Raw genomic sequence first — 26,629 nt, 5'->3', positions numbered from 1 at the left:
GGCACTCACTATGCCATCGGTCGGTGAATCCGGCGCTTCGGCAACATGAATCGCGTCAATCGCCCAGCAATGTGTGTGCTTGGTCCTCGGTGAGGATCTCGTAGGCATCGGAAGCCCGGTTGTACCACCAGGTGTCCGGTCCCGGCTCGGGGCGCCCGGCCGCCTGCACCGCACGGGCGGAGGGGCGGAAGGACGAGCTGCGGGGAATGTCGTTCACCACGTACACCAGGTCGGGCCGCTGATCCGGTTCCAGCGCGCGCAACGCCTCGGTGACGTCCTTCGGTTCCAGGTGGAAGCCTTCGCGCACGCTCACTGCGGCCACCGCGATGCAGTGGTCACCGACATTGAGGCCGTAGGTTACTTCCATGTCGACCGCGGTGATGTCGTTGAGCACGTCGACGATCGGCTGCCCGAACACCGGCCCGCGCCGCGTGTGGATCACCGTGTCCGTGCGGTCGATCAGCCAGTAGTCGCCGTCGCTGTCGCGGCGGAACAAATTCTCCGTCGGCATCCAGGAGTCGCCCGCCGTGAAGACCCCGCGCAGGCCGCCGGCGGAGATGTCGACGCCGTCGGACGCTTTGCCGATCAACAGGCCCACCTCGTTGTCCGCGCAGCGCCGGGCGAAGCCCGAGCCGTCGACCAGAACGCGCTCGGTGAGCGGATCGTAGGCGACCAACTCCACCTTCGCGGTGCCGGGAACCGGCCTGCCCTTGCACCCGCGCTTCTGACCGGCCACATTGGCCAGCACCACGTCGCCCTCGATCGAGGCGTAGAACTCCAGTACCCGGGCGGGTTCGAACTGCTCGACGGTGCGCCGCCACAGTCCGGCGGGCATACCGGAGCCGATGAACAACCGGATGGGGTGGCGATGACCGGCCGGGAACACCTCGGCGTCGAGGATGTCGCGCAGCATGGTCCAGGTGTAGGTGACCACGGTGACGCCATAGCGGTGCACCTCCTCGGAGAAGCGCTCCGGATTCAGCGACCGGGCCAGTGCGATCCGGCTCCCACCCGCGACCGCACCGCCGAGGCTGACCAGCAGCCCGGAGGAATGGTGCAGCGGGGCGAGGCAGTACACCGTGTCCTTGCGGTCGAGATCAGCCGTGGTCGCGGTACCGAACGCCGACAGTGCCCAGCGATGGTTGGTGATGTACTTGGTCTCCAATCGGTCGCCGGTACCGGTGACGAGCACGAACGCCAGCTCCCGCGCCAGGCCAGGATCGGGCCGGTACCACGCGGGCAGCTGCACCCGGGCCGGGTCGATCTGCTCGAGGTCGATCAAGCGATCCCCGGCGGGCAGGGACAATTCGCGGGTGTCGCCACCGCCGAGCACCAGCACCCGGGCGCTGGTCGCGGCGGCCTGCCGCAGGTTCTCCGGGTCGGCGATCAGAGTATCCACGCCGGTCAGCTCTATCGCGCGGCTCAGTTCGCTGTTCGGGGCCAGCAGCACCGCCACCGCGCCCAGCCGCGACAGCGCCGCGACAGCGGCCAACGCGCTCGGCCGCGTCTCCATCACCAGGCCGACCCGCATGGCGGGACGCACGCCCACCGAGATCAGGCCGCGCACCACGTTGTCGATGCGCGTGTTGACCGCCGCGTTCGTGTGCACCCGGTCGTCGAACAGGAACAGGTCCCGCCGCGGCGCGCGCCGCGCCTGCTCGGCCAGCAGTCGGCCGAGCGATACCCGGGTGTGCGGCTGGATCATGCCCAGTCGGGTCAGCCTGGGTAGTGCCCGTGCGGCTTCGCCGGCCAGTTCGATCGAGCCGCGCACCGTGTTGTTCGCGATGCCCTCGAGTGCTTTGCCCACGCCGGTGCCCGCCTCCGCCAGCGTCGCGGCGGTGTGCACCACCCGGGTCGCCGCCGACCGGGGGCGGTTGCTCGCCACATGCTCGGCCATCGGCACGATTTCCGGGGGCAGCGGCTTGTCGCCGTCCATCCACTCGACCCACTGCCGCACCAGCGGCCAGGTGTGGTTGGTGGCCGTGCTTCCGGCCACCAGGCCGAAGTGCCCCGCCACCAAGGTCGCCTCGTAGACCTCGGCGTTGGGCGCGGCCCGCACGATGCCGCGCACGGCGGCGGGCTGTCCGATGTCGTCCACCTCGCCGACGAACGCCAGGATCGGGCATTTCAGCTCGGCCAGCGAGATCGGCTGATCGCGGATCACGAATCCGCCGAGCATCAGCCGGTTGTGCGCGACGAACTGCTTGAGCAGGTCCGCCGCGGCGGGGCCCGCGTAACCGACCCAGCCGTCGCTGTTGAGGAAACGGCGCTGGCGCTCCTTCGGCAGCAGCGCCTCCCGGTCGTGCAGCTGACGCAGGAAATCGATCCTGGACTTGGCCGTCTTCACCGGGTCGAGCAATTGGAAGCCGATCCGCACCATGGAGTCGGTGATCGGCAGCCGGGTGACCACGTGGTCGGCCAGGAAGTCGGCGACGTCGGAGACCATGCCGTAGGGCAGTCCGAACGGCATGCCCGCGACGATGTCGACCGGGCTGCCGAAGGTCACGATGCTGTCCACGCCCTTGCCGTACCGGTAGGCGGCGGACTGGTAGGCGAACATGCCGCCCTGCGAGTAGCCCATCAGGTGCACGCCGCTGCCGGTGGCCTCGTTGACGGTGTCGATGGCGCTGTTGACGGCGAGCACGTGGTCGGCGAGGTCGCGTTGCCAGCCGCCCTCCTCACTCGCGGGCGAGCCGAAGTCCACCACCCAGCAGTCGACGCCACCGCGGTGCAGGATCCCGACGGCGCCGTCCTCGGCGTTCACGTCCCAGATGTCGGCGTTCACCATGAGAGGCGGGACCAGCAGGGCCACCGGACGGCCGGGGGTGGCGTCGTCGGGGAAGTAATGGCGCAGCCGGTACATGCGTCTGCGCTCCACGACTTCGAACGGAGAGGACGCGACGTCATGGGTCAGCCCGCCGAAGCGGATGACCTCCAGGCCGTTCTGCGCGGTCGCCATCAACCGCTGCACCGAGCCCACCACATCCTTCGCATTCAACTTCACCATCGCTCCTGGCCCTACCTAGAACGTGACCCGCATCACACACCGCGAGGTGTTCAGACGAGCTTCCCATACCACCTGTCCATTATGTGTCCGCTGTGACACGACACATGCATGGATGCCGCGGTCGGCTTCCATGACGTTTACGCATCGGCTCGTGAACGGCGCCCGGCGAACGTGCGAGGCACCGGGAAACCGACAGCGGAGAGTCACCGGTGCGCCTCGGTGGGCACGCCGCCCCCCTGAGCGAATACCGACCCACCCTACCCAGGGAGACGAGCCGCTCCCGGCACAGCCACGCACACGTCAGCCATGGCTGAGCCCGATCTCTTGATAAGCGAACGAGCGCGCCGGTGGGAGCCGCCTGCGCATTGCCGGTGGGTCGCCGCGGTGGTCTGGTCATCACATCGAGTACGACGCCCGACCACAGGCCAGGAGGCATCGATACAGAGAGCTGATCATGGGCAATCGCAAGGCAATTGGCAGATTCATCTCTGGGCGCCACCCGCCGTTACCGGAATCGACTGCGTGTCGTAACCATCCGCAGGCACTCGCGCGAATCTTCGAAGTTTTCCTGTGCGCAGCAGCTTTCGGCGTCTACCATCGATCACGTCTGGAACGCCTTGGCGCGTAGGCAATCTCGTTCGATGAGCTCTTCGCGGACATACCCGCTGCTGTTTTGATGTGAACACCCAGCGACTCTGAACTATCGACGACTCCGTATTCACCCTGCCCCAAAACCCGTCACCGGCTCCCGGTGGCCGTCTCGAGGTGAGGACCACGCATGACCATAGAAATGCCAGTCGAAACGGAAAACAACGTGCGCAGGAGCCTGAGCACCAGCACGGCAGGCCTACTCGCGCACACCACCAAATCCGAACCGCAGATGCAGGGCATCAGCTCGCGCTGGCTCACCCGCGTGCTGCCGTGGACGCAGGTCAACGGCGGTGTGTATCGGGTGAACCGCCGCCTGACCCATACCGTGGGCAACGGGGAGGTGGAATTCGTCATCGACGGCGGCTCCGCACGGGTGATTCCCCTCGAATTGCAAGAGCTTCCGGCACTGCGCCATTTCGACGACGAGGACGTGTTGCGCGGCCTCGCAGAGCGTTTCGAACAGCGTGATCTCGAACCGGGCACTGTAGTAGCGGAATTCGGCAACCCGATGGATCAGGTTCTGCTGATCGTGCACGGCAAATTGAGCAAGATCGGTTCGGGCGAATACGGAGAGCAGACAAAGCTCGGCATGCTGGGGGGCGGTGACTACTTCGGCGACGTGATGCTCATCGAGCCCTCGGCGATCTGGCCCGTCACCGTCAAGACGGTGACCAAGACGACCATGCTGGTGCTTCCCCGGCAATCCCTGACGGAGTACCTCGACAGCGCTCCGGCGCTGCGGGAGCAACTCTCCCGCGTCGCGTCCGCGCCCACCCACCGCCAGAACAACAAAGGCGAGGCCGACATCGAGGTCGCCTCCGGCCACTCCGGGGAGCCGCTGCTGGAAGGCACGTTCGTCGACTACGACGCCTCCCCGCGGCAGTACGAGCTCAGCCTGGCGCAGAGCGTGCTGCGCGTGCATACCAGAGTCGCCGACCTGTTCAACGACCCGATGAACCAGGTCGAGCAGCAACTGCGCCTGACCATCGAGGCGCTCTACGAACGGCGGGAGTACGACCTGGTCAACAATCCCGACTTCGGCCTGCTGCACAACTGCGATCTGAAACAGCGCATCTACACCGAGACCGGCGCGCCCACCCCGGACGACATGGACGAACTGCTCAGCATGCGCCGCAGCACGAAACTCTTCCTCGCCCACCCGAAAGCGATCGCGGCGTTCGGACGCGAATGCAGCAAGCGCGGGCTCTACCCGGACCCGGTCGAGGTGGACGGACATCGTGTGCCCGCGTGGCGCGGCGTGCCGATCTTCCCGTGCGGCAAGATCCCGATCAGCGACACCCAGACCACCTCGATCCTGGCCATGCGCACCGGCGAGAAGGACCAGGGCGTGATCGGCCTGCACCAGACCGGGATCCCGGACGAGTACGAGCCCAGCCTGAACGTGCGCTTCAAGGGCATCGATGACCAGTCGATCATCTCCTACCTGATCAGCTGCTATTACTCGGCCGCCGTGCTGGTGCCCGACGCCCTCGGCGTGCTCGACAACGTCCTGGTCGCCCGGCAAGCGGACTGACCGGGGTGATGAGCATGTCGGTGCTCTCCCGCGCCGCGGCGGCGCAGGCCTCCAATGAGGTCGCCGCCACCGTCGTCGCGCTGCTCACCAACACCGGGACGGCCGCTCCGTCCGACCTCTTCGCGCCGAAAAAAGCTGACGCACCGGATATTCCGCCCCCGGATGGACCAGCGGGTGTGCGGCCCGCCGGGTTGCTCGGTCCATCCGGCCTCGGCGCCGCCGCCCTGCTGCTGCCGATTGGTGGCACGGACCGTGTCACGACGCCCGCCGTCGTGGCGGCGACCTCGGCCGCTGTCCACACCGACGGGCGGGGCACCGCCATCGACGAAACCAGAACAGCGGCCACGCCCGGCGGCATACCGAGATCGGTGAAACGGATGCCGGTGTCGTCGCCGCCACGCATCCCCACCGGACCGACCGGACTCGGCACAGCGTCGGCGTTCTTCGGAAGAGACGGCATCGCGGTGTCGCCACGCACGGCCGGGCACACGGCGCCCGGCCCGGAACCCGCCGGTGATTCCGCGCGCACGCCGCGAATGCCGACCAGCACGACGCACCGCGATCGACCGGATCCGATTCCCCCGCTGTACTGCCCGCCGCCGCTGCGTGACGATCCCGCTCTGGCCGAAGCCGTCAATACCGGGATCGTCGATTGGGCGAGGGACATCGGGCTGTACGAGGGCCGGCTGGAGGAGTTGCGCGACGCCGATTTCGGTCGGCTGATCATGCTCGCCCACCCGGACTGCGACGACGCGGACCGGCTGCTGGCAGCGGCGAAGTGCGCCGTCTCGGAATGGTCGGTGGACGACTACTACTGCGAGGAGGACGCCGACGACCGGGCTCCGGACGGCACGCCGTCCAGTGCCGAGGCCGAACTGGGTCCCCGGCTCGAATTGGCCGCCGCCGCCATGGACCCGGTTCACCTGCCCGTGCGATACGTCGCCCAGCTCGAGGCGGCTCTCGAGGCCGACCCCATCCTGCGCGCCTTCCGCACGTCCTTCGACCATCTGGCGCGCTACGCCAGCCCGGCGCAGCTGGCCCGGCTGCGCACCGAGATCGCGGGCTGGTTCATCGCGCTCGGCGCGGAAGCGGGTTGGCGGGCGGCGGGACGGATGCCGCCGGTGTGGGAATACCTCACCAACCGGCAACCGCACAGCTTCTTGCCCTGCATGGCGCCGACCGACGTGCTCGGCGGCTACGAGTTGCGAGCCGCGGAGTACACCCACCCGGCGGTGCGCCGTGTGGTCACCACGGCGGCGCTGGCCAGCCAGATGGTGAACGACCTGTATTCGATGGCGCGCGAGGACCTTTCCAACGGCAGAGAGTTCAATCTGCCGACCGTCCTCGCCGCCGAGGAGCGCTGCTCACGCCGCGAGGCCGTGCTGCGCACCGCCGAGGTGCACGACGAACTGGTGCACCGGTTCGAACGCGAGGCGGCGCCCCTGGCCGCGGCGGGATCGCCGCAGCTACGCCGCTTCCTCGCCGGCCTGTGGGCCTGGATGGGCGGCAACCGTGCCTGGCACGCCAACAGCAAACGCTATCGCGATGTGAAATGAAGCAGTACCGCACCGAGAGAGGATGATCGCGCATGACCATGCTCAACCCGGACACCGGGACCGTTCTGCGTACCAGTTACCAGAAGTCCGTCGCCGCGTACTGGAACAACAACCCGAACGACGACCGGGTCAACACCAAACTCGGTGAGGTCGACGGGCTCTACCACCATCACTACGGCATCGGCGACCCGGATCTGTCCGTGCTGACCGGCCCGGAGGACACCCGCGAGGAACGCATCGTCACCGAGTTGCACCGGCTGGAGACCGCGCAGGCGGAGTTCCTGCTCGACCACCTCGGCGACGTCCGCCCCGGCGACCGGCTGATGGACGGCGGCTCCGGCCGCGGGGGCACCAGCTTCATGGCCAATCAGCGCTTCGGCTGCCAGGTCGACGGGGTGACCATCTCCGAATACCAGGTCGGCTTCGCCAACGACCAGGCCGCCCGCCGCGGTGTCGCGGACAAGGTGAAGTTCCACTTCCGCAACATGCTGGACACCGGATTCGAGACCGGTTCCATGCGCGGCATCTGGACCAACGAGACCACCATGTACGTGGACCTGTTCGACCTGTTCCGCGAGTTCTCCCGCCTGCTGGAACCGGGCGGACGCTACGTGTGCATCACCGGCTGCTCCAATGATGTCACCGGTGGCCGTTCGTCCTCGGTCAGCTGGATCGACGCGCACTACGGCTGCATGATCCATCCGCGCAGCGAGTACTTCCGCGCCATGGCCGAGAACAACCTGGTGCCCATCGCCGTGACCGAGCTCACCGCCGCGACAATCCCGTATTGGGAGCTGCGGACGAAATCCGAGCTGGCCACCGGCGTCGAGAAGCCGTTCCTGACCGCCTACCGGGAGGGCAGCTTCCACTACATGCTCATCGCCGCCGATAAGGTGGGCAGGTGACCGACACCCTCGCCCAGCAGCACACCGACCGCGAGGCCCTGCCCGTCGAGCTCGTCGACGACATGGGCCGCGCGGTCGGCGAGTGCTCGGTCGCCGAGGCCCATCTAGCTCCGGGGCGACTGCACCGCGCGTTCTCCGTGTTGCTCTTCGACTCGGCGGGCCGGGTGCTGTTGCAGCAGCGTGCGGCGGTGAAGACCAGATTTCCGTCGCTGTGGGCCAACACCTGCTGTGGGCACCCCGCACCTGACGAACCGGTCGCGACCGCCGCAGGGCTGCGACTGAACGAGGAAATGGGCCTGACCTGCGCGCTCACCGAAGCGGGAATCTACCGGTACCACGCCGCGGACCCGCGGACCGGTCGCGTCGAATCCGAATGGGATCACGTGCTGATCGGGCGGTTGGACATCGGGACACCTCGGCCGGATCCGGCCGAGGTCGCCGACTACGCCTGGATCCAACCGGACGCGCTCCGCGACGCGCTGGTCGACAATCCGGACGCCTACACACCATGGCTGGCGGGAGTCCTCGACATAGCCGAGCCCGCGTACGTCCCGAGAAGCTCGACACCCTGACCGTCCCTCGACTTCTATGGCCCGAGGCAGCCGAGCACATCGTCGACTGCTGGTGGTCGACGCCGATCCGGCTGCCTCGATCCAGCTTCGCGACGTCGCGGCACCTCCCTTTCCCGGCTGTCTCGTAACTCCGCGTTCGAGCGTGCTGTTACCGGCAGCCGGGACGATCTCATTGATAGATGCGCATATCCCTGTAACACCATGGACAGAAACTGAGAGAAATCATAGGAACGGCACAGGCTTTGGCCAGGACCGTTCTGCATCGTTGACGTTGTTGGAGTTCTCGGTGAAGTGAGGTGCGTGATGGTCGAATTCGAGGTCACCGGAACGAGGGTGACCGTGCACGTGCGCGGCGCCCATCAGCTGCTCGCACTGCGCGACCAGCTGACGTTCGATTTGTCCGACATCACCGCGCTCGGCTTGGCCGGGGTCGATCGCCGCCCGCCGTGGGTGCGCGCGCCCGGCGCGTTCTTCCCCGGCGTCATCGCGGCGGGAACGTTCCGGGGCAAAGGCCGCAAGGAATTCTGGGACACACGCTTCGACGGGCACGCCATTCGTATCGACTTGGCAGGCGCCGACGTGACACGCCTCGTGGTCGACGTGGCAGACCCCGACGCCGAGTTGCGGAAGCTCGCGACCGCCGTGGCCGCCTGATCCCTCGGACGCTGCACGAACTCGGCGAGCCCCCGTCCGGGTCAGGGCAGTGCGCTCGTGCCCGGACGGTAGCGCCCCCTCCCCTACCCGACTGCGCGACTGCGCGTGAGCCGCGTTTACAACGTCGGCGCCGCCGCCACGCCGCCACTCGACCATCATGGCCACGCTGACCACCGCCACGCCGACCTCGGTACGCAGGTGCGCACAGAGTCTGCCGCCCCCACATTCCGAAACGATCGCGTCGGACAGTCCGCCTTCCCCCACGCCTCGATGATCTGGCGACCGCTCGGACGAGGGCCATAATGGGCCGCGAGCACGCAGCGTCCCATGCGCTGGAAATCGAGCACGAGGTTTCGATGACAGTTTCGGCAGCACAGCACGTCGATCGCCGCTTCGCACGTTTGGTCGCCGAATTCGACCGGCTGTTCCGGCGTCCGTCCGACGGCGGCGGGGCGCTGGCGGTCTATCTGCACGGCGAGCCGGTCGTGGATGTCTGGGCCGGATACGCGCATCCCGACGTCCCGTGGGCGCACGACACCGTCGCGATGGCGTATTCCACCGGCAAAGGTATCGCGAGCACACTGGTGCACCGGTTGGCCGAGCGCGGCCTGATCGATTACGACGAGCCGGTCGCGACATACTGGCCCGAGTTCGCGGCCGCGGGCAAGGACCGCGTCACGGTGCGCGCGATGCTGACCCACCGGGCGGGGCTGCACCGCCTGCGCGGACTGCTGCCGGGCCCGATCGAGCTGTTCTTCGACGACGCGGCGGTCACCGCGGCGCTCGCGGCCGCCGCTCCCGATCCGCGGCACGAGGTGACCAGCGGCTATCACGGCATCACCTACGGGCATCTGGTCGCTGAGCTGGTGCGCCGGGTCGCCGGGTCGGAGTTCACCGATGTGCTGCGCACCGAGATCGCGCAACCGCTCGGGGCGGAGGAACTGTGGTTCGGTGTTCCGGAGTCCGAGCGCGGGCGTATCGCCACCAACTTCCCGCGTCTCACCGTCGCTGGGATGAGCTGGGAGCGCGGCTCACGGCTACTGGCCCGCACCCGCTTCGCGGCCGCGGCCGACACGACGCCGACGGGGTTCGCCGAACTGGTCGCCGACCCGCGCCTGCACGATTCGGTGATGCCCGGCCTCAACGGCGTCTTCTCCGCGCGGGCGCTGGCCCGGGTGTACGGCGCGCTCGCCGACGGCGGACGGTTGGACGGCTACCAGCTACTGCACGGGGACACCATCGAGCGAATGACCCGGCGACAGGTCTTCACCCCCGATTACGTGCTGGCCTTCCGCATTCCGTGGGCACTCGGCTACCACGGCGTGCCGATGAAACCATCCAGGGCCGAACCGATCTCGGCGTTCGGCCATTTCGGGCTCGGCGGCTCCGGTGGTTTCGCCGATCCCGCGACCGGGATGTCGCTGGGCTTCGTCACCAACCGCCTCGGCAGCAGGCTGACTCCTTTGGGCGATGCCCGCTTGGCCCGCCTCGGTGCGCTGGCTCACAACCTCGCCCGAGCCGCCTGACCGTCTGGCTGCCCGAATGGCAGCATGGCGGTATGGAGTCGGTTGACATGTCGCGAATCGAGGCGGCCGCGCGGCTGCTGGCCCCGGTGATCAGGCGCACGCCACTGCTGGCGTCGCGGGCGCTGTCCGAGCGCGCGGGCACCGAAGTGTGGTTGAAGTGCGAGAATTTGCAGCGGACCGGCTCGTTCAAGCCGCGCGGCGCCTACAACCGGATCGCCAACCTGTCGCAGGAGGCACGCGAGCGTGGCGTCGTCGCCGCGAGCGCGGGCAACCATGCGCAGGGGGTCGCGTGGTCGGCGTCGTCGCTCGGCATAGCGTCCACGGTGTTCATGCCGGTCGGGGCCTCCCTGCCGAAATTGACGGCGACCAAGGCCTATGGCGCCCAGGTGCGCCAGGTCGGCGAAACCATCGACGAGTCGCTGGACGCGGCGCTGGATTTCGCCGAACGGTCCGGCGCGACGCTGATCCACCCGTTCGACCATCCCGATATCGTGGCCGGTCAAGCCACCATCGGCCGGGAGATCCTGCGGCAGCTGCCGCAGGTGGGCACGGTGCTGGTGCCCACCGGCGGCGGCGGGCTCCTCGCGGGTGTCGCGGTCGCGATGCGGCACCTGGCGCCGGACGTGCGCGTCATCGGGGTTCAGGCGGCGGAAGCGGCCGCCTGGCCTGTCTCGCTGGCGGCGGGTGCGCCGGTGCGGATAGACCGGATGTCGACCATGGCCGACGGCATCGCGGTCGGGCAGCCCGGTGCGGTGCCCTTCGCCCATGTCGCCCAGTATGTTTCGAGCATCGTGACGGTGGACGAGGAAGCGTTGTCGCAGGCGCTGCTGCTGTGCCTGGAACGCGCGAAGGTGATCGTCGAGCCCGCGGGCGCCGCGGCGGTCGCCGCCCTGATGAGTCACGTACCATCGGAGCTCGGCCTGCGCGGACCGGTCTGTGCGATCTTGTCCGGCGGCAATATCGACCCGCTGCTGCTGACCCGGGTGATAGGGCACGGTTTGAGCGCCGCGGGCCGGTATCTGGCTGTGCGCGTGACGATCTCCGATCGCCCCGGTGCGCTGGGCACGCTGCTCGCGGTGATCGGCAAGACGGGTGCCAGTGTCGTCGACGTGGCGCATTCGCGCACCGGAACCTGGCTGGCGGTGGACGAGGTCGAAGTGGCGCTGACGCTGGAGACGCGCGGGTCCGAGCATCGTGACGACGTGCTCACCGCGCTCGCGAACGCGGGATACGCGGTGCGGGTCTCGGATTGACCGGTGACCGCCGGTGTCTTGGTCGGCAGGCGAGGACGCGGCAAGCCGCAGGTCAGTGCGCGCCGCCGAGTTCCAGAGCCAGTACTCCGAGAATCACCAGAGCGATGCCGCCCACCTGCATCAGGCTCAGTCGCTCGTCCAGGAACAGCACGCCGATCAGTGCGATAGCGGCCACACCCACCGCCGACCAGATGCCGTAGGCCACCCCGATCGGCATGCCCCGCTTCAGTGCCTGGGCCAGGAAGAAGAACGCCGCGCAGTATCCGACGACCACCACGATCGACGGAACGAGTTTGGTGAATCCCTCGGAGATCTTGAGTGAAACGGTCGCGGTCACCTCGGAAGCGATGGCCAAGGCAAGCAGCAGCAAGGTCATTTTCGCAGCGTAATCGAGCCTCGCGGGGCTCATACCGGGCAGCGTTCCGCAAACGCGTACGCTCCCCATCGCAGGGAATTCGCCGACGGGTTGCGGGACGACGCGCGGCTACGCTCGGCACATGCGTAGCTCGAACGTTGCGGTAACCGCTTTTCCGTTCCATGAAGTGACCTGCAACGAGTTGCCGTACGGCGAACGCGACGAGCGGTACCGGCGGTTGTACGCCTGGCCCGAACCTAGCTACGCACATCCGTCCGGACTACGCATGATCTGGAAATACGCCGACGTGCGCGAGGTGCTGGAGGCGAGGACGCCCGGCATCTCCAACGCGAATTCGCTGGACCCCTTGGTGGGCTACGCGCGCATCGCGGCGACTCCGCGAGCCATCCCGCATTTCGTCCGGCACCTGGTTCCGCCACCCGCGAAAGCCACCGCGAACCTCGCCGACGACCGCCTGCACAAGCGCGTGTGGAACACCATGGCCGGACCCACCGGACACTTCACGATCACCCCGGCCGAGCGTCCGAACCGGGCGGCGGAGATGATCGAGCATTTCCACGACGCGGTGCGCGAGGCGAGGTTTCGACCGGGGTCGCCGGTCGACGTGAGCGCGTTGTCGATCGCCTATGCCGCCCGGACCGTCGGCGCGGCGGTCGGCTTGCCCGCGGCGGACTGGCCGCACGTGGCAGCCTGGAGCGGCGCCCAATCGGGGCTGCTCGGCCGGGTGCTGCGGGGCCGCGAACTGGCCGACGCGGTGAGCGCGCTCGGCTGGTTGTTCACGGTGAGCGGCAAGGCGGTGCGGGAGGGCCGCGGCAGCGAGGCGACCGGCTTCGCGCGCAGGCTCCGCGATGCCGGGCTCTCGCATCGGATCGCGGTGTCGGTCATGGCGAATTCCCTGGCCGCAGGCGTGCACACGGTGAGCGGCAGCATTCAGCAAGGTGTGCAGCGACTGCTGGGCGATCCCGACCGCGCCTGGTGGGACCTGCTCACCGACCCGCGGGACGCCGGCCGGGTCGCGGCGAAGATCCTTCAGCTCGATCCCGGGCTGGTGGCGTGGAAGCGCCGAGCCCGAACGCCGGTCGAGTTGTCCAGCGGCACGCGGCTGCCCGCCGGGCCGTTACTCGTGCTGTTCGCCGCGGCCAATCGCGATCCGGAGGTCTTCCCCGACTGCCTCGACCTGCGCGGGACCGGCAAGATGCCGTTGACCTTCGGGTTCGGCAGGCACGTCTGTCCCGGCAAGAGCATGGCCACGCTGGCCGTCGAAGTGTTTCTCCAGCAGCTGCGCGAGCTGGCGCCGGAGGCCGAACTCGTGCCGGATTCAGGTCGTGCCGTTCGGCGCAGCGATCTGCTGTTCAGCGGCGCCGACATCACCATCGTCGGGTAGGCATCCCGCAACCGGCTCAGCAGCAACTGCTCGGCTGGCCGGATCAGCCGAGCCAGGCCCGCGCCGTGTCCGCCGCCCCGCGCACCTCCGCGAGCTGTGCCGTGACCTGCGCACCGGCCGTGCCGCCCCGGGCGTTGCGAGACGCGATGGAACCTCCCACGGTGAGTACCTCGCGTACTTTCCCGGTCAGCGCCGGGTCGACGGCGGCGAACTCGTCGTCAGTGAGTTCGTCGAGGCCGACGCCGCGGGACTCGGCTACGCGCACGCACGCACCCGCCGCCTCGTGCGCGACCCGGAACGGCACGCCCTGGCGGACGAGCCATTCGGCGATGTCGGTGGCCAGCGTGAAACCGGCCGGCGCGAGTTCGGCCATGCGGTCGGTGTGGAAGGTCAGCGTCGACACCAGGCCCGCGATGGCCGGGAGCAGCAGTTCGAGTTGCGCGACCGAGTCGAACAGGGGTTCTTTGTCTTCCTGCAGGTCACGGTTGTAGGCCAGCGGTTGCGCCTTCAGGGTGGCCAGCAGACCGGTGAGGTTGCCGATCAGCCTGCCCGCCTTGCCGCGGGTCAGCTCGGAGACGTCCGGGTTCTTCTTCTGCGGCATGATCGACGAGCCGGTCGACCAGGCGTCGGCCAAGGTGACGTAGCCGAATTCCGGTGTGCTCCAGAGGATCACCTCTTCGGCCATCCGGCTCAGATCGACGCCGATCATGGCGAGCACGAACGCGGCCTCGGCGGCGAAGTCCCGCGCCGAGGTGGCGTCGATCGAGTTGGCGGCCGCCGCGTCGAAATCCAGTTCCGCGGCGATCGCCTCCGGGTCGAGACCGAGCGAGGAACCCGCGAGCGCGCCGGAACCGTAGGGCGACACCGCGGCGCGGCGGTCGAAGTCGCGCAGCCGGTCGAGATCGCGCAGCAGCGGATGGGCGTGCGCGAGCAGATGGTGGGCCAGCAGCACCGGCTGCGCCGCCTGCAAGTGCGTCTTGCCCGGCATCACCGCGTCCGGGTGCGCGGCGGCCTGCTCGACCAGCGCGTCGATCACCGCGAGCACACCCGCAGCCACCCGGCGCACCCCATCGCGCAGCCACATCCGGAACAGCGTGGCCACCTGGTCGTTGCGGGAACGCCCGGCCCGAAGACGGCCACCGAGCTCCGCGCCGACGCGCTCGATCAGGCCGCGCTCCAGCGCGCCGTGCACGTCCTCGTCCGACTCGGCGGGACCGAACGCACCGGACTCCACGTCCGCCGCGAGACGATCCAGGCCCTCCAGCATGCCCGCGAGATCGGTGTCCGACAGCAGGCCGGCTTTGTGCAGCACCCGCGCGTGCGCCCTGGAGGCCCGGATGTCGTAGGGGGCCAGCGCCCAGTCGAAGTGCGTCGACTTGCTCAGCGCGGCCATGGCCTCGGCCGGGCCGGAGGCGAATCGCCCGCCCCAAAGCGCGCCTTGGTTCGTGCCGCTGCTCATGCTTGTCCGCCTCTCCGGTTATTCAGGCTCCCCCGCCGCTGCGTGCTTCAAGCCGTACAAGTCGGGAGACAAAACAATTTCGTTCAGGTGCCGCTCGAGGTCTTTGTTCGAATGTCGTGCCCTGGTGAAGCCCTCGCGTACCAGCCCGGACAGACGCACACCGAGTCATCCGGCTCCGAGACTACGACTTCACATGAGCAGTCGACGCGCCGGTACGCGTTCGCGCACCGGCGCGCCTGGCGCTTACTTCTGGTTCAGGTCGCGGCGGGCGGCGACCTTGGAGGACAGGCCGTGGATCTGGACGAAGCCCTTGGCCAGCGACTGATCGAAGGTGTCGCCCTCGTCGTAGGTGGCCAGGTTGAAGTCGTAGAGCGACTGCTCGGAGCGACGGCCGTTGACCACGATGGAGCCGCCGTGCAGGACCATCCGGATGTCGCCGGAGACGTGCTGCTGGGTGTCGCCGATGAACGCGTCCAGCGCCCGCTTGAGCGGGGAGAACCACAGACCGTCGTAGGCCAGCTCGCCCCAGCGCTGCTCGACCTGCCGCTTATAGCGGCCCAGCTCGCGCTCGATGGTGACGTGCTCGAGCGCTTGGTGCGCCGTGATCAGCGCCATGGCGCCCGGCGCTTCGTAGATCTCGCGGCTCTTGATACCGACCAGACGGTCCTCGACCATGTCGAGCCGGCCGACGCCCTGGCGGCCAGCGCGGTGGTTCAGCTCCACGATGGCCTCCAGCACGCTGACCTGGCGGCCGTCGATGGCCACCGGCACACCCTTGTCGAAGGTGACGATCAGCTCGTCCGGAGCCTCGAAGTTGACGGTCGGGTCGGAGGTGTAGTCGTAGACGTCCTTGGTCGGAGCGTTCCACAGGTCCTCGAGGAACCCGGTCTCCACCGCGCGGCCCCAGACGTTCTGGTCGATGGAGAACGGCGACTTTTTGGTGACGTTGATCGGCAGCGCGTTCTCCTCGGCGAAGGCGATGGCCTTCTCCCGGGTCCACGCGTAATCCCGCACCGGGGCGATCACGTTCAAATCGGGCGCGAGCGCGCCGATGCCCACCTCGAAGCGGACTTGGTCGTTGCCCTTGCCGGTGCAGCCGTGCGCGACGGTGCTGGCGCCGTGGAACTTGGCGGCCTCGACCAGGTGCTTGACGATGAGCGGGCGGCTGATCGCCGACACCAGCGGATACTGGCCCATGTACAGCGCGTTGGCCTGGATGGTGGGCAGGCAGTACTGGTCGGCGAACTCGTCGCGAGCGTCGATCACGATGGCCTCGACGGCGCCGCAGTCCAGGGCGCGCTGACGCACCACGTTCATGTCCTCGCCACCTTGGCCGAGGTCGATGGCCACGGCCACCACTTCGGCGCCGGTCTCCTTGCCGATCCAGCTGATCGCCACGGAGGTGTCCAGCCCACCGGAGTAGGCGAGTACGACGCGCTCGGACATGTTCTGTGTGCTCCTCGAAGTTCAGTAGGTGTATCAGCAGTATGGCGGGTGTCCGAGCGTGGGAACGGCCCGGCCCCGACGCCCCGAGACCAGCCTGGGCAGGCCCGCGTCGTTCTGCAAATGATTATGCACGATGATGCAATCTCATTCACAATTGGGGTAGCGTCCGCGGCCCGCGCCGATCTAGCGAACCATCAGGCGTCCCCGCCGCGCCACCGCCCGCCGCAATGATGATGCGGGCGTCGGGAGAGCTACCCTCGCGCCACCGAGCTGGGTCGAAATTGACGTCGCTATCCTCAATGCTCAACCGCTCCACAACGCCCTGACCGTCCGATTGCAACCTCTGATACTCCTCAGTCTGGAACTCACACCCACGGCGGCCATCGAATCGGCGTCGGCCGGGGCGGAGGCAAGATGTCCTGGACTCGCGGCAGTACATCCGTGTCTTCACCCCCTCGCCGCCAACGCCCGGTCTTCCCGTTTGCAGGCGGCAGTTGTATCGGTTCTGTCTCCGCCTCCATCCATCGCATGGCATCATTCGGATGGTTCGCGCTTACCCCCTCTTGCCTCCGCCCCCTCAGCACTGAGACCTGCGGCCGCTCCCCCGACGCCAGGTAACGCCCAGCATCTCCACTATGACGGTTTCCTCGGATGAGTTCGCGCCTGCCGGGGCTATGAGCCGCTTTCCACCACATGCCGGAACAGAAGCCGAGCATTGCGGCACAGAACAGCGAAGCGGGCCAGAGAATGAAGGCGAGGACGGAGGGCATTCGGATCAGCAGCCATTACCGCCGAGGAGGTGCGCTATCAAGAAGGGTCCTCGCTGCGCAGCAGCAAGCAGGCTGCTGCCAGATGCACCAAGCATTCGTCCGGATGATGCTCTCGGTGGATGTACTGCAGCTGCAAAGCCCGTTCCGGTGTCAGCTCGAGCAGGTGAACCTGGCACATGAACTCGGCGAGCACGCCATCGGCCTGGAGGAAGGTTCGATGCTTCACGGGATCCGTCATCAGCAGACCGCCTGGTCGTCACATCTCTTGAGCAAGTCGGTCTGCGCAGGATTCGGCCGGATCGTCTTCGGTGAGTGGACGTCCGCCGACTGCTCGGGCAAGCGGACTTTTCCCGTGCGGACGTTCGGCGCCTGGTGCGCTTCCTGCTCGCTCAGGACGTTCAACTTGTGGATGGCGAGTGAATGCATAGCGGATCTCCTCCGGCTCGGGCGGTTCTCGACCGGCAAGGTCGAGGTGGTGGCACCCGGCACCGGGGCGGGTGAAGCCCCTGGTTCGCCGCGTCGTTGGGCGACCGGTGCGCCGCTGAGGGGCTACGACGTCACCCCGATACCGGGTACCGGCCGACCGTAAACGGAATGCTGGGCCGTTCAGCGGACGGAATAACCGAAAGTTCTGGAAAATAGCCGGAACCGCATAAGGTAGCTCCGGGTGAAAATTACTGCTGGACAATAGGTCCGGAAATCGCACTGATCTTGCAGGTGTGCATTCACAGGGGGTGAAGACAATCGACACCAGTGTGCTCAGGTCTGCGCGACGAGCTCGCGGCTGGTCACAGGCACGACTGATTACCGCTTTGCGGGAACAGGCCGAGCGCGACCGCGTTAGGCTGATGACAACCGCAAGTCTTCGAGTTGCGCTGTCCCGCTGGGAGAACGGCCACGTTGTCCCAGACGCAGTGCATAGTCGCCTCCTGTGCCGGGTCCTGGAACTGGACGAAGGAGACGTGTCACCGGTCCGGATTGCACGCGACAGCGCGAATGACGGGTCCCTGTTCCAACTATTGACGGGGCATACGAACAGCTTGAGATTGCTGGACCGTCGGCTGGGCGCAAAAGCAGTCCGGATTCAAACAGCCGGCCACGTAGTGGCTTTGGAGGCATTGTGGCAAGAAGCTGTCGGTTCGGACCGGGTGAGTATTGCCCGCGTGCAGGCCGACACGGCAGCGTTGGCCGCATGGCAGGACCTCGATGTCGGCGACTACCTGAGTGCGTCGAGGCACTATGCGCTGGCAAGACGGGCTGCGTCCCGGGCAGGCGACCCGGTGTTGTGGGCTCATGCAGTAGGAGAGCATGCGGTGCTGCTTGCCGAAACCGGTAGAGCCGCCGCTGCTATCGCTCAGGTCGCCAAGGCGGAATCGATGCCCATGCTGCCGGTGTTGCTGCGCTCGTGGCTGGCGGCGACACACGCTCAGGTGGCCGCCGGGCTGCCGGGTCACGCACCGTCGGTGCGGTCAGCGTTGGCCCGCGCCGAGGCCGACCTGCTCCGTTCGAGTGACGGCGACGAGGAGGCCATGCCGTATCTGGCACTGAACGCGGTACACCTCCAACGATGGCAGGGCCACATCCTGGTCAGATCCGGTGACCCAGCCGGAGCAGATGCGACGCGAGCAGCGTTGAACGAGGTGCCTGGGGAGTTCGTTCGGGCACGCTGCGGGCAGGTACTCGACCTGGCCGAAGCCGACCTGGGCGGTGGTGAGTTGGAGGAGGCCCGCGAACTTCTCGACACCGCAGCCGCGACGATCTCACGGCTCGGCTCAGTCAGGCTCGGCAAGCGCCACGAACTGTTGTCCGGACGATTGCGTTGTCGGTTCGCCGGCGACCAGCGCTGCGGCCGCGAGCATGCCAACAGCCGTGCCGGTACCCAGTAGCATGCCTTTTGCCAGCAGGCCGGTGGTTTCGGCCAGCGGCATCCAGAGCAATTGGGCAGCTTCTTCGGCATCGCTGGGCGTGGTGACCTGACGGGGATCGTGCCCGAGGTACACGAGGTGGCGGGTTTGCACGAGCCCGGGCATCGGTTCGAGGTCGGCTACCAGCGTCAGTGTGTCGACTTCGAATCCCGTTTCTTCCAGCAGCTCTCGGCGAGCGCAGGTCAGTGGGTCTTCGCCCGGATCGACAATTCCGCCGGGTGATTCCAGGCCGATCGTGTCGACGATCCATCGGTGGCGGCGCATCAGGAGGGCGCGGTGGTGTTCGTCGACTGCGATCACTATCGCGACGGTGTTCAACCGGATGGCGTGATGGGTCCGGTGGAGTCCGTCGGGGGTGATGATCTCGTTGCGGGTCACCTCGAGCCAGGGGTTCCCGTCGTAGACAGTCCACACCCGATGAACGGTGGTGCGCGGCGGTTCGATCATGGATTCACGGTAGCGGGGGCCTCGAGCTACGGGGTGCTACCTTTCGGTACCAGCCGATCCCTGGGAAAGTGAGCGGAGACGAGTGATCACTACACTCATGTCGACGTGGCAGCCGTTTTCAATGGATCGGTTGTGAGGTTGTCGAACCCAGCAATTCGCCCCAGGCCGTATCAATGTCGTGGGCGACGAGTCGCGGATGCCCGCACCCGCCGGGCAGGCTACTGAGAGGACTTTCGCAGTCGTGACCCAGACCCGGGCCAATGCCCTTGACGAGCTCTCCTGGCGCGGGCTTGTCGCGCTGTCCACCGATGAGGATGCGCTGCGCGCCTCCCTGGCGGCCGGCCCGGTGACCTACTATTGCGGGTTCGATCCGACGGCACCGAGCTTGCACATCGGCAACCTGGTGCAGCTGTTGACAATGCGCCGCGTGCAGGACTTCGGGCACAAACCGATCGCGCTGGTGGGCGGGGCGACCGGGCTCATCGGCGATCCACGCATGTCGGGTGAACGGGTGCTCAACGACCACGACACTGTGGCGGCCTGGGTCAGCCGGATCCGCGACCAGGTTGAGCGGTTCCTGTCTTTCGACGGTGACAACGCCGCCGTGGTCGTGAACAACCTGGACTGGACCTCACCGATGTCAGCCATCGCTTTCCTTCGCGATGTCGGCAAACACTTCCGGGTCAACCGCATGCTGGCGAAGGAAGCGGTGTCGGCGCGACTCGACAGCGAAGCCGGGATCAGTTTCACCGAGTTCTCCTACCAGCTTCTACAGGGCATGGACTTCTACCAGCTCTACCGCCGATACGGATGCACATTGCAGACCGGCGGGTCCGACCAGTGGGGCAACCTCACCGCCGGCGCGGACCTCACTCACCGCGTCGAGGGCAAAAGCCTGCACGTCTTGGCCACGCCGCTGATCACCAAGGCCGACGGCACCAAGTTCGGCAAGACCGAAGGCGGCGCGATCTGGCTCGACCCGGAGATGACCTCGCCGTACGCGTTCTACCAGTTCTGGCTCAACGCCGAGGACGCCAAGGTCGCTGACTATCTCAAGATCTTTACCTTCCGCAGCCGGGACGAGATCGCGGTGCTCGAGGAGGCCACCCGGGACCGGCCCGCTCAACGGGAGGCGCAGCGCGCGCTCGCCGAGGACGTCACCGCCCTGGTCCACGGTGAGGAAACGATGCAGCGGGTACGTGCCGCCAGCCAGGCGCTGTTCGGCAGCGGCGACCTGGCCGCGCTCGATGCGTCGACACTGGGTGATGCGGTGCGTGAACTGCCCTCGGCGTCGATCTCGAGTGGGACACACAGCGTCATCGACCTCTTCGCCGCAACCGGGCTGGTCGCGAGCAAGTCCGCGGCCCGTCGTGCCGTGAGCGAGGGCGGCGCCTACGTCAACAACCTCAAGGTCGATACCACCGAGGCGGTGGTGGACGCTACGGACTTGCTGCACAACCGCTGGATCCTGCTGCGGCGAGGCCGCAAAACGCTCGCAGTCGTGGAAGTCGGCTGACAGAATCCGGTGCGGATCGTGCCCCGGCCGGAGCCGCCCCACACCTCCGTCGCCCGGGCATAAACGGACTGTCAGACGCGTGCAATCCGATCGACCAGAGGACGGCTGATGGGTCAGCGGCTGATCATTCTGGACCTCGATGGCACCTGCTATCCCAGCGACAGTGCGCTTACCCGGATCATCGATACCCGCACCACCGAATTCCTCACTCTGCGTGGGAGCTTGACCCCCATGCAACTTACCGCGATGGAGGAGCAGACACCTTCGATCCTCGAGGCACTCGCTCGACTCGGCCTCCCCCGCCAGCAGTGGGCGAGCGCGGTATATCGGGCGATGCCGTATCGACAACTTCTCCGTCGAGATCCTGCGTTGGTGCGCGCTCTGTCACGCATGGCCGCGCGCCGGGTAGTAGTGACCATGGCCCCGGAACAGCATGCGGCCGCCGTCCTCGAAGCGCTCGGGCTCACCGGGGTGATCGACGACACGATCTCAGTGTTCGAAGTCGGCCATACGGACAAGCGGGTCATCTACCGGAGCCTGGTCGAGACGTACGGCGCATCCACGACAACTGTTCTCGGGGATAACGTGGCCCTCGATCTGGAACCGGCAGCAGCGTTGGGATGCGGGTGCGCGCACATCCACCCCCGACACCACGCCGGACCGTTCCCTGTCTATCGCGATCTGCTCCAGGCACTATCGGCACTGCCATAAGTTCTGTAGCCCAATAGCATTCGCTTCATATCGCCATTTTTGACGTGCTACGTCATGCTACGTTCCCGCCCTCCCCGCGTTCCCCGATCCTCAAGGGTATGACTAAGGCAACCACACGCACACCCTCGAACTCGTTGCCGCACAGACTCTCCCTTGCTGACGGGCGAGAGACGAACACACCTCTTCTCGACCTCTTCCAGCACCCCGACCGAGTCGACCTCGGCGACATGCACCGCTGTCTTCGCATGCTGGAAGATCTCGTCAGCCGCTACACCGATCCGGCGGACCCACGAATGAGACGTGAGGACCTGCGGTCATTCGGCCAGATGCTCGAACACGAGTCGCTCCCGCACGAATCCAGTGCACCGGAGGCGGTGCTGGCCGAGCTGGCACCCTATTTCCAAGGCATGCTGCGCTGGAACCACCCCGGAACAATGATCAATGTAACCCCGCCACCGACGCTGCCGTCGGTGGCGGCTGCGGCATACGCGTCTGCGCTGAACCCCAACGGTGCGCAGGACATGTCCAGCGGCCTGCTGCTCGGCACCGAGCTCGCTGTGGTGAAGATGCTTTCCCAGCTGGCCGGGATCGACATCGACAGGTCGGGTGGGGTCTTCACCTTCGGCGGCAAAAGCACCAACATGCATGCGATCAAGCACGGCATCCAGCGGGCGCAGCCGCAAGCTCGCCGTGAGGGCATCACCACCCCGGTGCGGGTCGTGTCTTCGACCCAAGGTCACCCCTGTCACGAGGAGGCGTGCGGGTGGCTGGGCATCGGCGAAAGTAGCTGCTTGCGCGTACCGACCCGAGCCGACGGCGTCATGGACCTGCACGCACTGGAGGACACGATCCGGCGCAGCGTCCGCGCGGGCGAACAGATCGTGACGATCTTCGCCAACGGCGGCACCACAATTCAGATGCTTGTCGACCCCATCGGTGACATCGTCGCCCTGCGTGACCGGCTTGTCGAAGACCTCAACCTGGACTACGTGCCTCGCGTACACGTGGACTCGGTCGTCGGGTGGGTGTGGCTGTTCTTCCGTGACTACGACTTCCAGACCAACCCCTTGGGGTTCCCGCCGACGACGCTGGCCCGCATCCGCACACAGGCCGCCCGAATCTCCGAGATCTACCTTGCAGACTCCTTCGGCGTCGACTTCCACAAGACCGGATTCGCCTCGTACGCGTCGAGTATCTATATGGTCGCCGACCGGACCGAGATCTACCAGCAGGGTGGAATCACCGACGCCGACCACCCGATCGGCGGCGGTGGCCGTAGGGACTGCCGTACGAGGACCTTCGGTTCGGTCACCATTCGCCGTTCCAGTACACCCTCGAACTCAGCCGTTCGATGGCCGGGCCGGTGCAGGCCTACGTCAATTTGAAGATGCTCGGCATCACCGGCTACCAACGTCTCATCGGCGGTCTGCTCGTGTCCTCGCAGCGGTTCGCCGACGAGCTCACTGCGCTGGGCAGGTTCGAAGTTCTCAGCGACGCCGACTGCCAGGGCTTCGCCGTGCTGTTCGTCGCCAAACCGGCTACGGACACGCCGTCACTGTTCGACCACGCGTGGACCCGAGCCGGTCTGGAATCGATGGCGCGCTACAACTACCGCTTCTACCGGTATCTGTTCGAACAACAAGCCTTGGGGCGCTGTCCGATCGCCTGTGACTACTCCTCCGGCTATCACAAGCTGGTCGGCGGCGCGAAGATCGGAGTGCACAAGTCCTACCCCATGTCGCCGTTCTACGACCAGAAGACCGCCATCGCCTTCGCCCGCACACTCGGCGAACTACTCGACGGATTCGACCGCCCACACGCAGACCACACACCTGCAACCGGACCACATGAGGCCCGGCCGCTCATCTTCCGACCGGGATCGCTGACATGATCGACGGCCTCTACCTCTCCACATTCTTCGACATCGGCCCCTTGAAGAACCTCCTCGACATCCGCCTGCGCCACGATCACGGCGCCGCGTTGTGGGAACTCGACAGCGGCACCCTCAGGCTCCACCGCTACTGGGAGTTCGAGCGAATCAGCGGCATCAAGCAGCACAGTCGCGCCCTCTACGACCGGCCCCAGGCGCGCCGACTCCTTCAGCATCTCCTTGCTGAGGAAGGCGCCGACCTGCGCGACGTGGTCGAAATCTGGGGGACGCCCGGCATCGAAACCAGCACCGACTACCAGCGCACCTTCGGCGGCGCCTACGCATTCCACGGCATGGCCCACCTCATGACCGCCCTCCTCTGCCAGAACCAAGCACCGTTCACCGAACCGGTCGTGGCCATGTCGCTGGACGCCGGGCCCGACTGCCTCTTCGAACCCGACGCCTACAACCGCCACTACTACCCGGGCTGCGTCATTGACGAGCGCGGCCTGCGCATGTTTCCCTGCGAATCCCCGGGCCGGCTGTGGTCCTACGCCAGCAAGAAGTATGGGCTGCGCGAAGGGACGCTGATGGCACTCGCCTCAGCCTGTGACGACGACACCGAACTGGACCTGACCGCGTTCGATCGGCAGCCCCTCCTCGACCTGTCAGCACGGCGTGCCGCAGCCGACATCATCGACACCATCGACGCCCACGTACGCGGCACCCTGCGTGTCGGTCGCGGCACCACAACACCAGCCGCTGAAACCCTGACCCCAGCCGAACACCATGTCAGCGCCGTTATGAAGATCATCGCGAGACTGTCACTACGCATCGTCCGCCGCAACCTGTCCTTCGCTGAAACCGAGTACGACGCCGACCTGGCCACTTCCCGCCTAGCGATGGCCGGAGGGTTCGCTCTCAACTGTCCGACGAACTCGCAACTGTTGCGAGATTTCGCGTTCACCGGCTTCCAGATCCCACCGTGCACCAGCGACAGCGGCATCGCCCTGGGAACTGGGCTGGCTGCGTTTTATCCCCAGTTGAGCAGCGGCGAGATCACCACTGAGTTCGACACCGCCTACTACGGTCAAGGTCCCGGCAACATCGCCACCGAACTCGAAATGGTGTCGGACTTGGTCGAGGATGTGAACACAGTTTCGGCGAACGATGTCGCCGAACTCCTGACCAGAGAAGGCATCGTCGCCTGGGTCAACGGCTCGGCCGAGATCGGACCCAGAGCGCTGGGAAACCGCTCTCTGCTCGCCGATCCCCGATCGCTCGACGTCAAGAATCGACTCAACCACATCAAGCACAGGCAGTGGTGGCGCCCTGTGGCACCACTGATTCTCGACGACGACGGCCACGACTACTTCTGCGACTACCGGCACTCGCCATACATGCTGCTCAACCTCCAAGCCACCGCCCGTGCGCAAGCTGCGGTCCCCGGCGTCCTGCACCTCGACCACAGCGCCCGCGCGCAGTCAGTCAGCCCCAGCACCAACCCCGACCTCGCAGAACTGCTTCACGCCTTCAAAAGAAGTACCGGAGTCCCAATTCTGGGCAATACCTCCCTCAACGATGCTGGCGAACCCATCATCAACCGGCTCTCCGAGGCCGTCCACTTCGCCGCAGGCAAAGGGATCAGGGCATTGATCGTCAACGCAACAACACTGATCAGCCTGCGCGACAACACGACACACCACCCAGGACCCCACCCGCGCCAGCGGAAGTTCTTCGAGCCACCCGCCGGGACAGACTCCGACGCAGTTATCCGGGCGTTCAACCCGCATGACCTCGACCGGCACGAACTCACCTACTTCTACGACAACCCGGCGCTTTTCGCCGCCATCGACATCCGGGCCGCAGACGACGCGAAGCACGTCCGGAACCGCACCGAGGCGTACCTGCTTGAAAACCCCGGCGCATTGGACCGCAGATGACCACGCTCCCCGACCAAGTCCTCGAAAACCACCTACGCCACTACGCAGCCTTCGCCGAAGCCGACCGCACCCGCATCCTCGCCGCCGTCATCAAGAACTACGGCCGCAGCGTCGACAACTCCGACCTCGACCGCAACACACAGTGGCGCGCAGCTGTCCAGGACCTCACCACAAGCCCGCTCACCGCAGAACTCGTCGAGTCCACCGCCCGACTGCTGTCCAACCGTTCTGCCAACACGCGGCCGAAATTCCGGGCGCAATCGTTCCTGGCCGACATCGGCGCGGCAGTACAGCAGGTACCGTCGTCAGCCGAGCAGCAACTGGGCCTTGCCCTCGACATGCACGAGCAAGGCATTGCTCCCGTGCTGACCTACGCCTTCAACCAGTGGGTCACCACAGGCGTCGAACCGAAGGCGGTGGGACGGTGTCTCGCTGAACTCACCGTCATGGGCCTCTACCGCCTCGCCAATGCGCATGAAGCAGCGACCGATGCGACGCTGCTCGCCTCCGGCTCCACAGCGGCCGTGATCCGAACTCGCGAACGAGTCCATAAACACCCCCGGAACTATGCAGCCCGTGAGGTGCTGCTCCCGCTCGAGTTCACCAACTACCAGATCCTGGCCAAGACCTGTCTCCACGACCGCATCCCCGCCAACGCTGACTTCGATCCGACGACGAAAATCCTTCACCACGACTACGTTCCAGGAAGAGACGGAGAAGCCATCCTCAGATCCGGACTTCTGCCGAATCCGCAGCAGGAGACCGACCTGAAACACCTGCACTCGGCCCTGCTGCGAGAACTACGCGAACACAGCCTTGTTCTCGATCTTCATCCCGGAAACTATGTTTGGAATGCCGCCCGCGACAGATGGGTGCTGGTAGACATCGGGCCGATCCCGCTCATCGGATCCGAAGAGTACTTCATCGAAGACTTCAGCGCTTACTACACCCACACCTGGCTGAACCGCCTGACCAGGGAACGCGCCGAACCGGTTCGATCGATTGACTACAGCGTCGGGCCCCTGATCGATCCCCCAGCAAACGCAGGGTCTTCAGCGAGGTAGCCGAGAAGTCCACCGTGGGGAACCGCACCGATCTTGTAGATGCACATTCACAGGGGAATG

22 protein-coding genes are annotated in these 26,629 nt (G+C 66.6%); 15 read left to right on the top strand and 7 right to left on the bottom strand.

What is annotated here, in order from left to right; genetic code table 11:
• Positions 1-55: 55 nt before the first annotated feature.
• Complete coding sequence (locus GVY39_RS13120) at positions 56-3,007, bottom strand: acyl-CoA synthetase (RefSeq protein WP_159923987.1); 2,952 nt, start codon at positions 3,005-3,007, stop codon at positions 56-58.
• 778 nt (positions 3,008-3,785) lie between these two features.
• On the opposite strand from GVY39_RS13120, the gene GVY39_RS13115 reads away from it, so the two are divergent.
• The 7 genes from GVY39_RS13115 (at position 3,786) to ilvA (ending at position 11,658) form a co-directional block, all read left to right on the top strand.
• Positions 3,786-5,192: a family 2B encapsulin nanocompartment shell protein gene (locus GVY39_RS13115; protein ID WP_159923985.1), complete on the top strand. Its 1,407-nt coding sequence runs from the start codon at positions 3,786-3,788 to the stop codon at positions 5,190-5,192.
• A gap of 14 nt (positions 5,193-5,206) precedes the next feature.
• The gene (locus GVY39_RS13110) at positions 5,207-6,748 is read left to right on the top strand and encodes a family 2 encapsulin nanocompartment cargo protein terpene cyclase (protein ID WP_159923983.1); all 1,542 of its coding nucleotides are present in this window, start codon (positions 5,207-5,209) and stop codon (positions 6,746-6,748) included.
• Positions 6,749-6,780: 32 nt separating this feature from the next.
• Complete coding sequence (locus tag GVY39_RS13105) at positions 6,781-7,653, top strand: geranyl diphosphate 2-C-methyltransferase (RefSeq protein WP_159923981.1); 873 nt, start codon at positions 6,781-6,783, stop codon at positions 7,651-7,653.
• The gene (idi, locus tag GVY39_RS13100) at positions 7,650-8,225 is read left to right on the top strand and encodes an isopentenyl-diphosphate Delta-isomerase (protein ID WP_159923979.1); all 576 of its coding nucleotides are present in this window, start codon (positions 7,650-7,652) and stop codon (positions 8,223-8,225) included. The genes GVY39_RS13105 and idi overlap by 4 nt, the downstream gene beginning before the upstream one ends.
• 303 nt (positions 8,226-8,528) lie before the next feature.
• Positions 8,529-8,879 carry a hypothetical protein gene (locus GVY39_RS13095; protein ID WP_159924066.1) on the top strand — a complete coding sequence of 117 codons (351 nt, stop codon included), beginning with the start codon at positions 8,529-8,531 and terminating at the stop codon, positions 8,877-8,879.
• 356 nt (positions 8,880-9,235) lie between these two features.
• The gene (locus tag GVY39_RS13090; protein ID WP_159923977.1) at positions 9,236-10,405 is read left to right on the top strand and encodes a serine hydrolase; all 1,170 of its coding nucleotides are present in this window, start codon (positions 9,236-9,238) and stop codon (positions 10,403-10,405) included.
• 47 nt (positions 10,406-10,452) lie between these two features.
• A complete protein-coding gene (ilvA, locus tag GVY39_RS13085) occupies positions 10,453-11,658 on the top strand; it encodes a threonine ammonia-lyase (RefSeq protein ID WP_236565432.1) in 1,206 nt (401 codons plus the stop codon).
• Positions 11,659-11,710: 52 nt separating this feature from the next.
• Here ilvA and GVY39_RS13080 read toward each other — a convergent pair whose 3' ends face one another.
• The gene (locus tag GVY39_RS13080) at positions 11,711-12,034 is read right to left on the bottom strand and encodes a multidrug efflux SMR transporter (RefSeq protein WP_159923973.1); all 324 of its coding nucleotides are present in this window, start codon (positions 12,032-12,034) and stop codon (positions 11,711-11,713) included.
• A gap of 121 nt (positions 12,035-12,155) precedes the next feature.
• Between GVY39_RS13080 and GVY39_RS13075 the strand changes: the two genes are divergently transcribed.
• Positions 12,156-13,418, top strand: coding sequence for a hypothetical protein (locus tag GVY39_RS13075; RefSeq protein ID WP_159923971.1), 1,263 nt, complete (start codon positions 12,156-12,158; stop codon positions 13,416-13,418).
• A 43-nt stretch (positions 13,419-13,461) separates the two neighbouring features.
• On the opposite strand, the gene argH is transcribed toward GVY39_RS13075, so the two are convergent.
• The 4 genes from argH to GVY39_RS13055 all read right to left on the bottom strand — a co-directional run bounded on the left by argH (position 13,462) and on the right by GVY39_RS13055 (position 17,519).
• On the bottom strand, positions 13,462-14,877 hold the full coding sequence (argH, locus tag GVY39_RS13070; RefSeq protein WP_159923969.1) for an argininosuccinate lyase: 1,416 nt from the start codon (positions 14,875-14,877) through the stop codon (positions 13,462-13,464).
• Between the two features lie 243 nt (positions 14,878-15,120).
• On the bottom strand, positions 15,121-16,323 hold the full coding sequence (locus GVY39_RS13065) for an argininosuccinate synthase (protein ID WP_159923967.1): 1,203 nt from the start codon (positions 16,321-16,323) through the stop codon (positions 15,121-15,123).
• An 807-nt stretch (positions 16,324-17,130) separates the two neighbouring features.
• Complete coding sequence (locus GVY39_RS13060) at positions 17,131-17,331, bottom strand: hypothetical protein (RefSeq protein ID WP_236565431.1); 201 nt, start codon at positions 17,329-17,331, stop codon at positions 17,131-17,133.
• Positions 17,331-17,519, bottom strand: a complete 189-nt coding sequence (locus GVY39_RS13055; RefSeq protein ID WP_159923965.1) for a hypothetical protein — start codon at positions 17,517-17,519, stop codon at positions 17,331-17,333. Before GVY39_RS13055 ends, GVY39_RS13060 begins: the two co-directional genes overlap by 1 nt.
• A 308-nt stretch (positions 17,520-17,827) precedes the next feature.
• Between GVY39_RS13055 and GVY39_RS13050 the strand changes: the two genes are divergently transcribed.
• Positions 17,828-18,979, top strand: coding sequence for a helix-turn-helix transcriptional regulator (locus GVY39_RS13050; protein ID WP_159923963.1), 1,152 nt, complete (start codon positions 17,828-17,830; stop codon positions 18,977-18,979).
• Here the strand turns inward: GVY39_RS13050 and GVY39_RS13045 are convergent.
• On the bottom strand, positions 18,866-19,396 hold the full coding sequence (locus GVY39_RS13045) for an NUDIX hydrolase (RefSeq protein ID WP_159923961.1): 531 nt from the start codon (positions 19,394-19,396) through the stop codon (positions 18,866-18,868). The genes GVY39_RS13050 and GVY39_RS13045 overlap by 114 nt on opposite strands.
• A gap of 310 nt (positions 19,397-19,706) precedes the next feature.
• Between GVY39_RS13045 and tyrS the strand changes: the two genes are divergently transcribed.
• The 6 genes from tyrS to GVY39_RS13015 all read left to right on the top strand — a co-directional run bounded on the left by tyrS (position 19,707) and on the right by GVY39_RS13015 (position 26,569).
• The gene (tyrS, locus tag GVY39_RS13040; protein WP_236565430.1) at positions 19,707-20,981 is read left to right on the top strand and encodes a tyrosine--tRNA ligase; all 1,275 of its coding nucleotides are present in this window, start codon (positions 19,707-19,709) and stop codon (positions 20,979-20,981) included.
• A 108-nt stretch (positions 20,982-21,089) separates the two neighbouring features.
• Entirely contained in the window at positions 21,090-21,692 is a 603-nt protein-coding gene (locus GVY39_RS13035) for an HAD family hydrolase (protein ID WP_159923957.1), read from the top strand.
• Positions 21,693-21,985: 293 nt separating this feature from the next.
• Positions 21,986-23,077 (top strand): pyridoxal-dependent decarboxylase, encoded by a 1,092-nt coding sequence (locus GVY39_RS13030; RefSeq protein WP_159923955.1) that lies wholly within the window; start codon positions 21,986-21,988, stop codon positions 23,075-23,077.
• Positions 23,044-23,583 carry a hypothetical protein gene (locus GVY39_RS13025; protein ID WP_159923953.1) on the top strand — a complete coding sequence of 180 codons (540 nt, stop codon included), beginning with the start codon at positions 23,044-23,046 and terminating at the stop codon, positions 23,581-23,583. The genes GVY39_RS13030 and GVY39_RS13025 overlap by 34 nt, the downstream gene beginning before the upstream one ends.
• Positions 23,580-25,505, top strand: coding sequence for a carbamoyltransferase C-terminal domain-containing protein (locus GVY39_RS13020; protein ID WP_159923951.1), 1,926 nt, complete (start codon positions 23,580-23,582; stop codon positions 25,503-25,505). The genes GVY39_RS13025 and GVY39_RS13020 overlap by 4 nt, the downstream gene beginning before the upstream one ends.
• Positions 25,502-26,569, top strand: a complete 1,068-nt coding sequence (locus tag GVY39_RS13015) for a hypothetical protein (protein ID WP_159923949.1) — start codon at positions 25,502-25,504, stop codon at positions 26,567-26,569. The genes GVY39_RS13020 and GVY39_RS13015 overlap by 4 nt, the downstream gene beginning before the upstream one ends.
• The last annotated feature ends 60 nt before the right edge of the window (positions 26,570-26,629 follow it).

This window comes from Nocardia sp. CY15 (genome assembly GCF_009829295.1).
Classification (GTDB): Bacteria; Actinomycetota; Actinomycetes; order Mycobacteriales; family Mycobacteriaceae; genus Nocardia; species Nocardia sputi.
The sequence above is the reverse complement of the archived record's forward strand: the minus strand, read 5'-3'. Positions and strand labels throughout refer to the sequence as shown.

Coding starts and splice junctions, on each gene's coding strand:
- argH (WP_159923969.1), bottom strand. CDS start 14,877: ATGAGCAGCGGCACGAACCAAGGCGCGCTTTGGGGCGGGCGATTCGCC.
- GVY39_RS13020 (WP_159923951.1), top strand. CDS start 23,580: ATGATCGACGGCCTCTACCTCTCCACATTCTTCGACATCGGCCCCTTG.
- GVY39_RS13065 (WP_159923967.1), bottom strand. CDS start 16,323: ATGTCCGAGCGCGTCGTACTCGCCTACTCCGGTGGGCTGGACACCTCC.
- GVY39_RS13035 (WP_159923957.1), top strand. CDS start 21,090: ATGGGTCAGCGGCTGATCATTCTGGACCTCGATGGCACCTGCTATCCC.
- GVY39_RS13105 (WP_159923981.1), top strand. CDS start 6,781: ATGACCATGCTCAACCCGGACACCGGGACCGTTCTGCGTACCAGTTAC.
- GVY39_RS13030 (WP_159923955.1), top strand. CDS start 21,986: ATGAGACGTGAGGACCTGCGGTCATTCGGCCAGATGCTCGAACACGAG.
- GVY39_RS13080 (WP_159923973.1), bottom strand. CDS start 12,034: ATGACCTTGCTGCTGCTTGCCTTGGCCATCGCTTCCGAGGTGACCGCG.
- GVY39_RS13115 (WP_159923985.1), top strand. CDS start 3,786: ATGACCATAGAAATGCCAGTCGAAACGGAAAACAACGTGCGCAGGAGC.
- GVY39_RS13095 (WP_159924066.1), top strand. CDS start 8,529: ATGGTCGAATTCGAGGTCACCGGAACGAGGGTGACCGTGCACGTGCGC.
- ilvA (WP_236565432.1), top strand. CDS start 10,453: ATGTCGCGAATCGAGGCGGCCGCGCGGCTGCTGGCCCCGGTGATCAGG.
- GVY39_RS13110 (WP_159923983.1), top strand. CDS start 5,207: ATGTCGGTGCTCTCCCGCGCCGCGGCGGCGCAGGCCTCCAATGAGGTC.
- GVY39_RS13120 (WP_159923987.1), bottom strand. CDS start 3,007: ATGGTGAAGTTGAATGCGAAGGATGTGGTGGGCTCGGTGCAGCGGTTG.
- GVY39_RS13075 (WP_159923971.1), top strand. CDS start 12,156: ATGCGTAGCTCGAACGTTGCGGTAACCGCTTTTCCGTTCCATGAAGTG.
- GVY39_RS13025 (WP_159923953.1), top strand. CDS start 23,044: ATGGCCGGGCCGGTGCAGGCCTACGTCAATTTGAAGATGCTCGGCATC.
- GVY39_RS13015 (WP_159923949.1), top strand. CDS start 25,502: ATGACCACGCTCCCCGACCAAGTCCTCGAAAACCACCTACGCCACTAC.
- GVY39_RS13060 (WP_236565431.1), bottom strand. CDS start 17,331: ATGACGGATCCCGTGAAGCATCGAACCTTCCTCCAGGCCGATGGCGTG.
- GVY39_RS13090 (WP_159923977.1), top strand. CDS start 9,236: ATGACAGTTTCGGCAGCACAGCACGTCGATCGCCGCTTCGCACGTTTG.
- GVY39_RS13055 (WP_159923965.1), bottom strand. CDS start 17,519: ATGCATTCACTCGCCATCCACAAGTTGAACGTCCTGAGCGAGCAGGAA.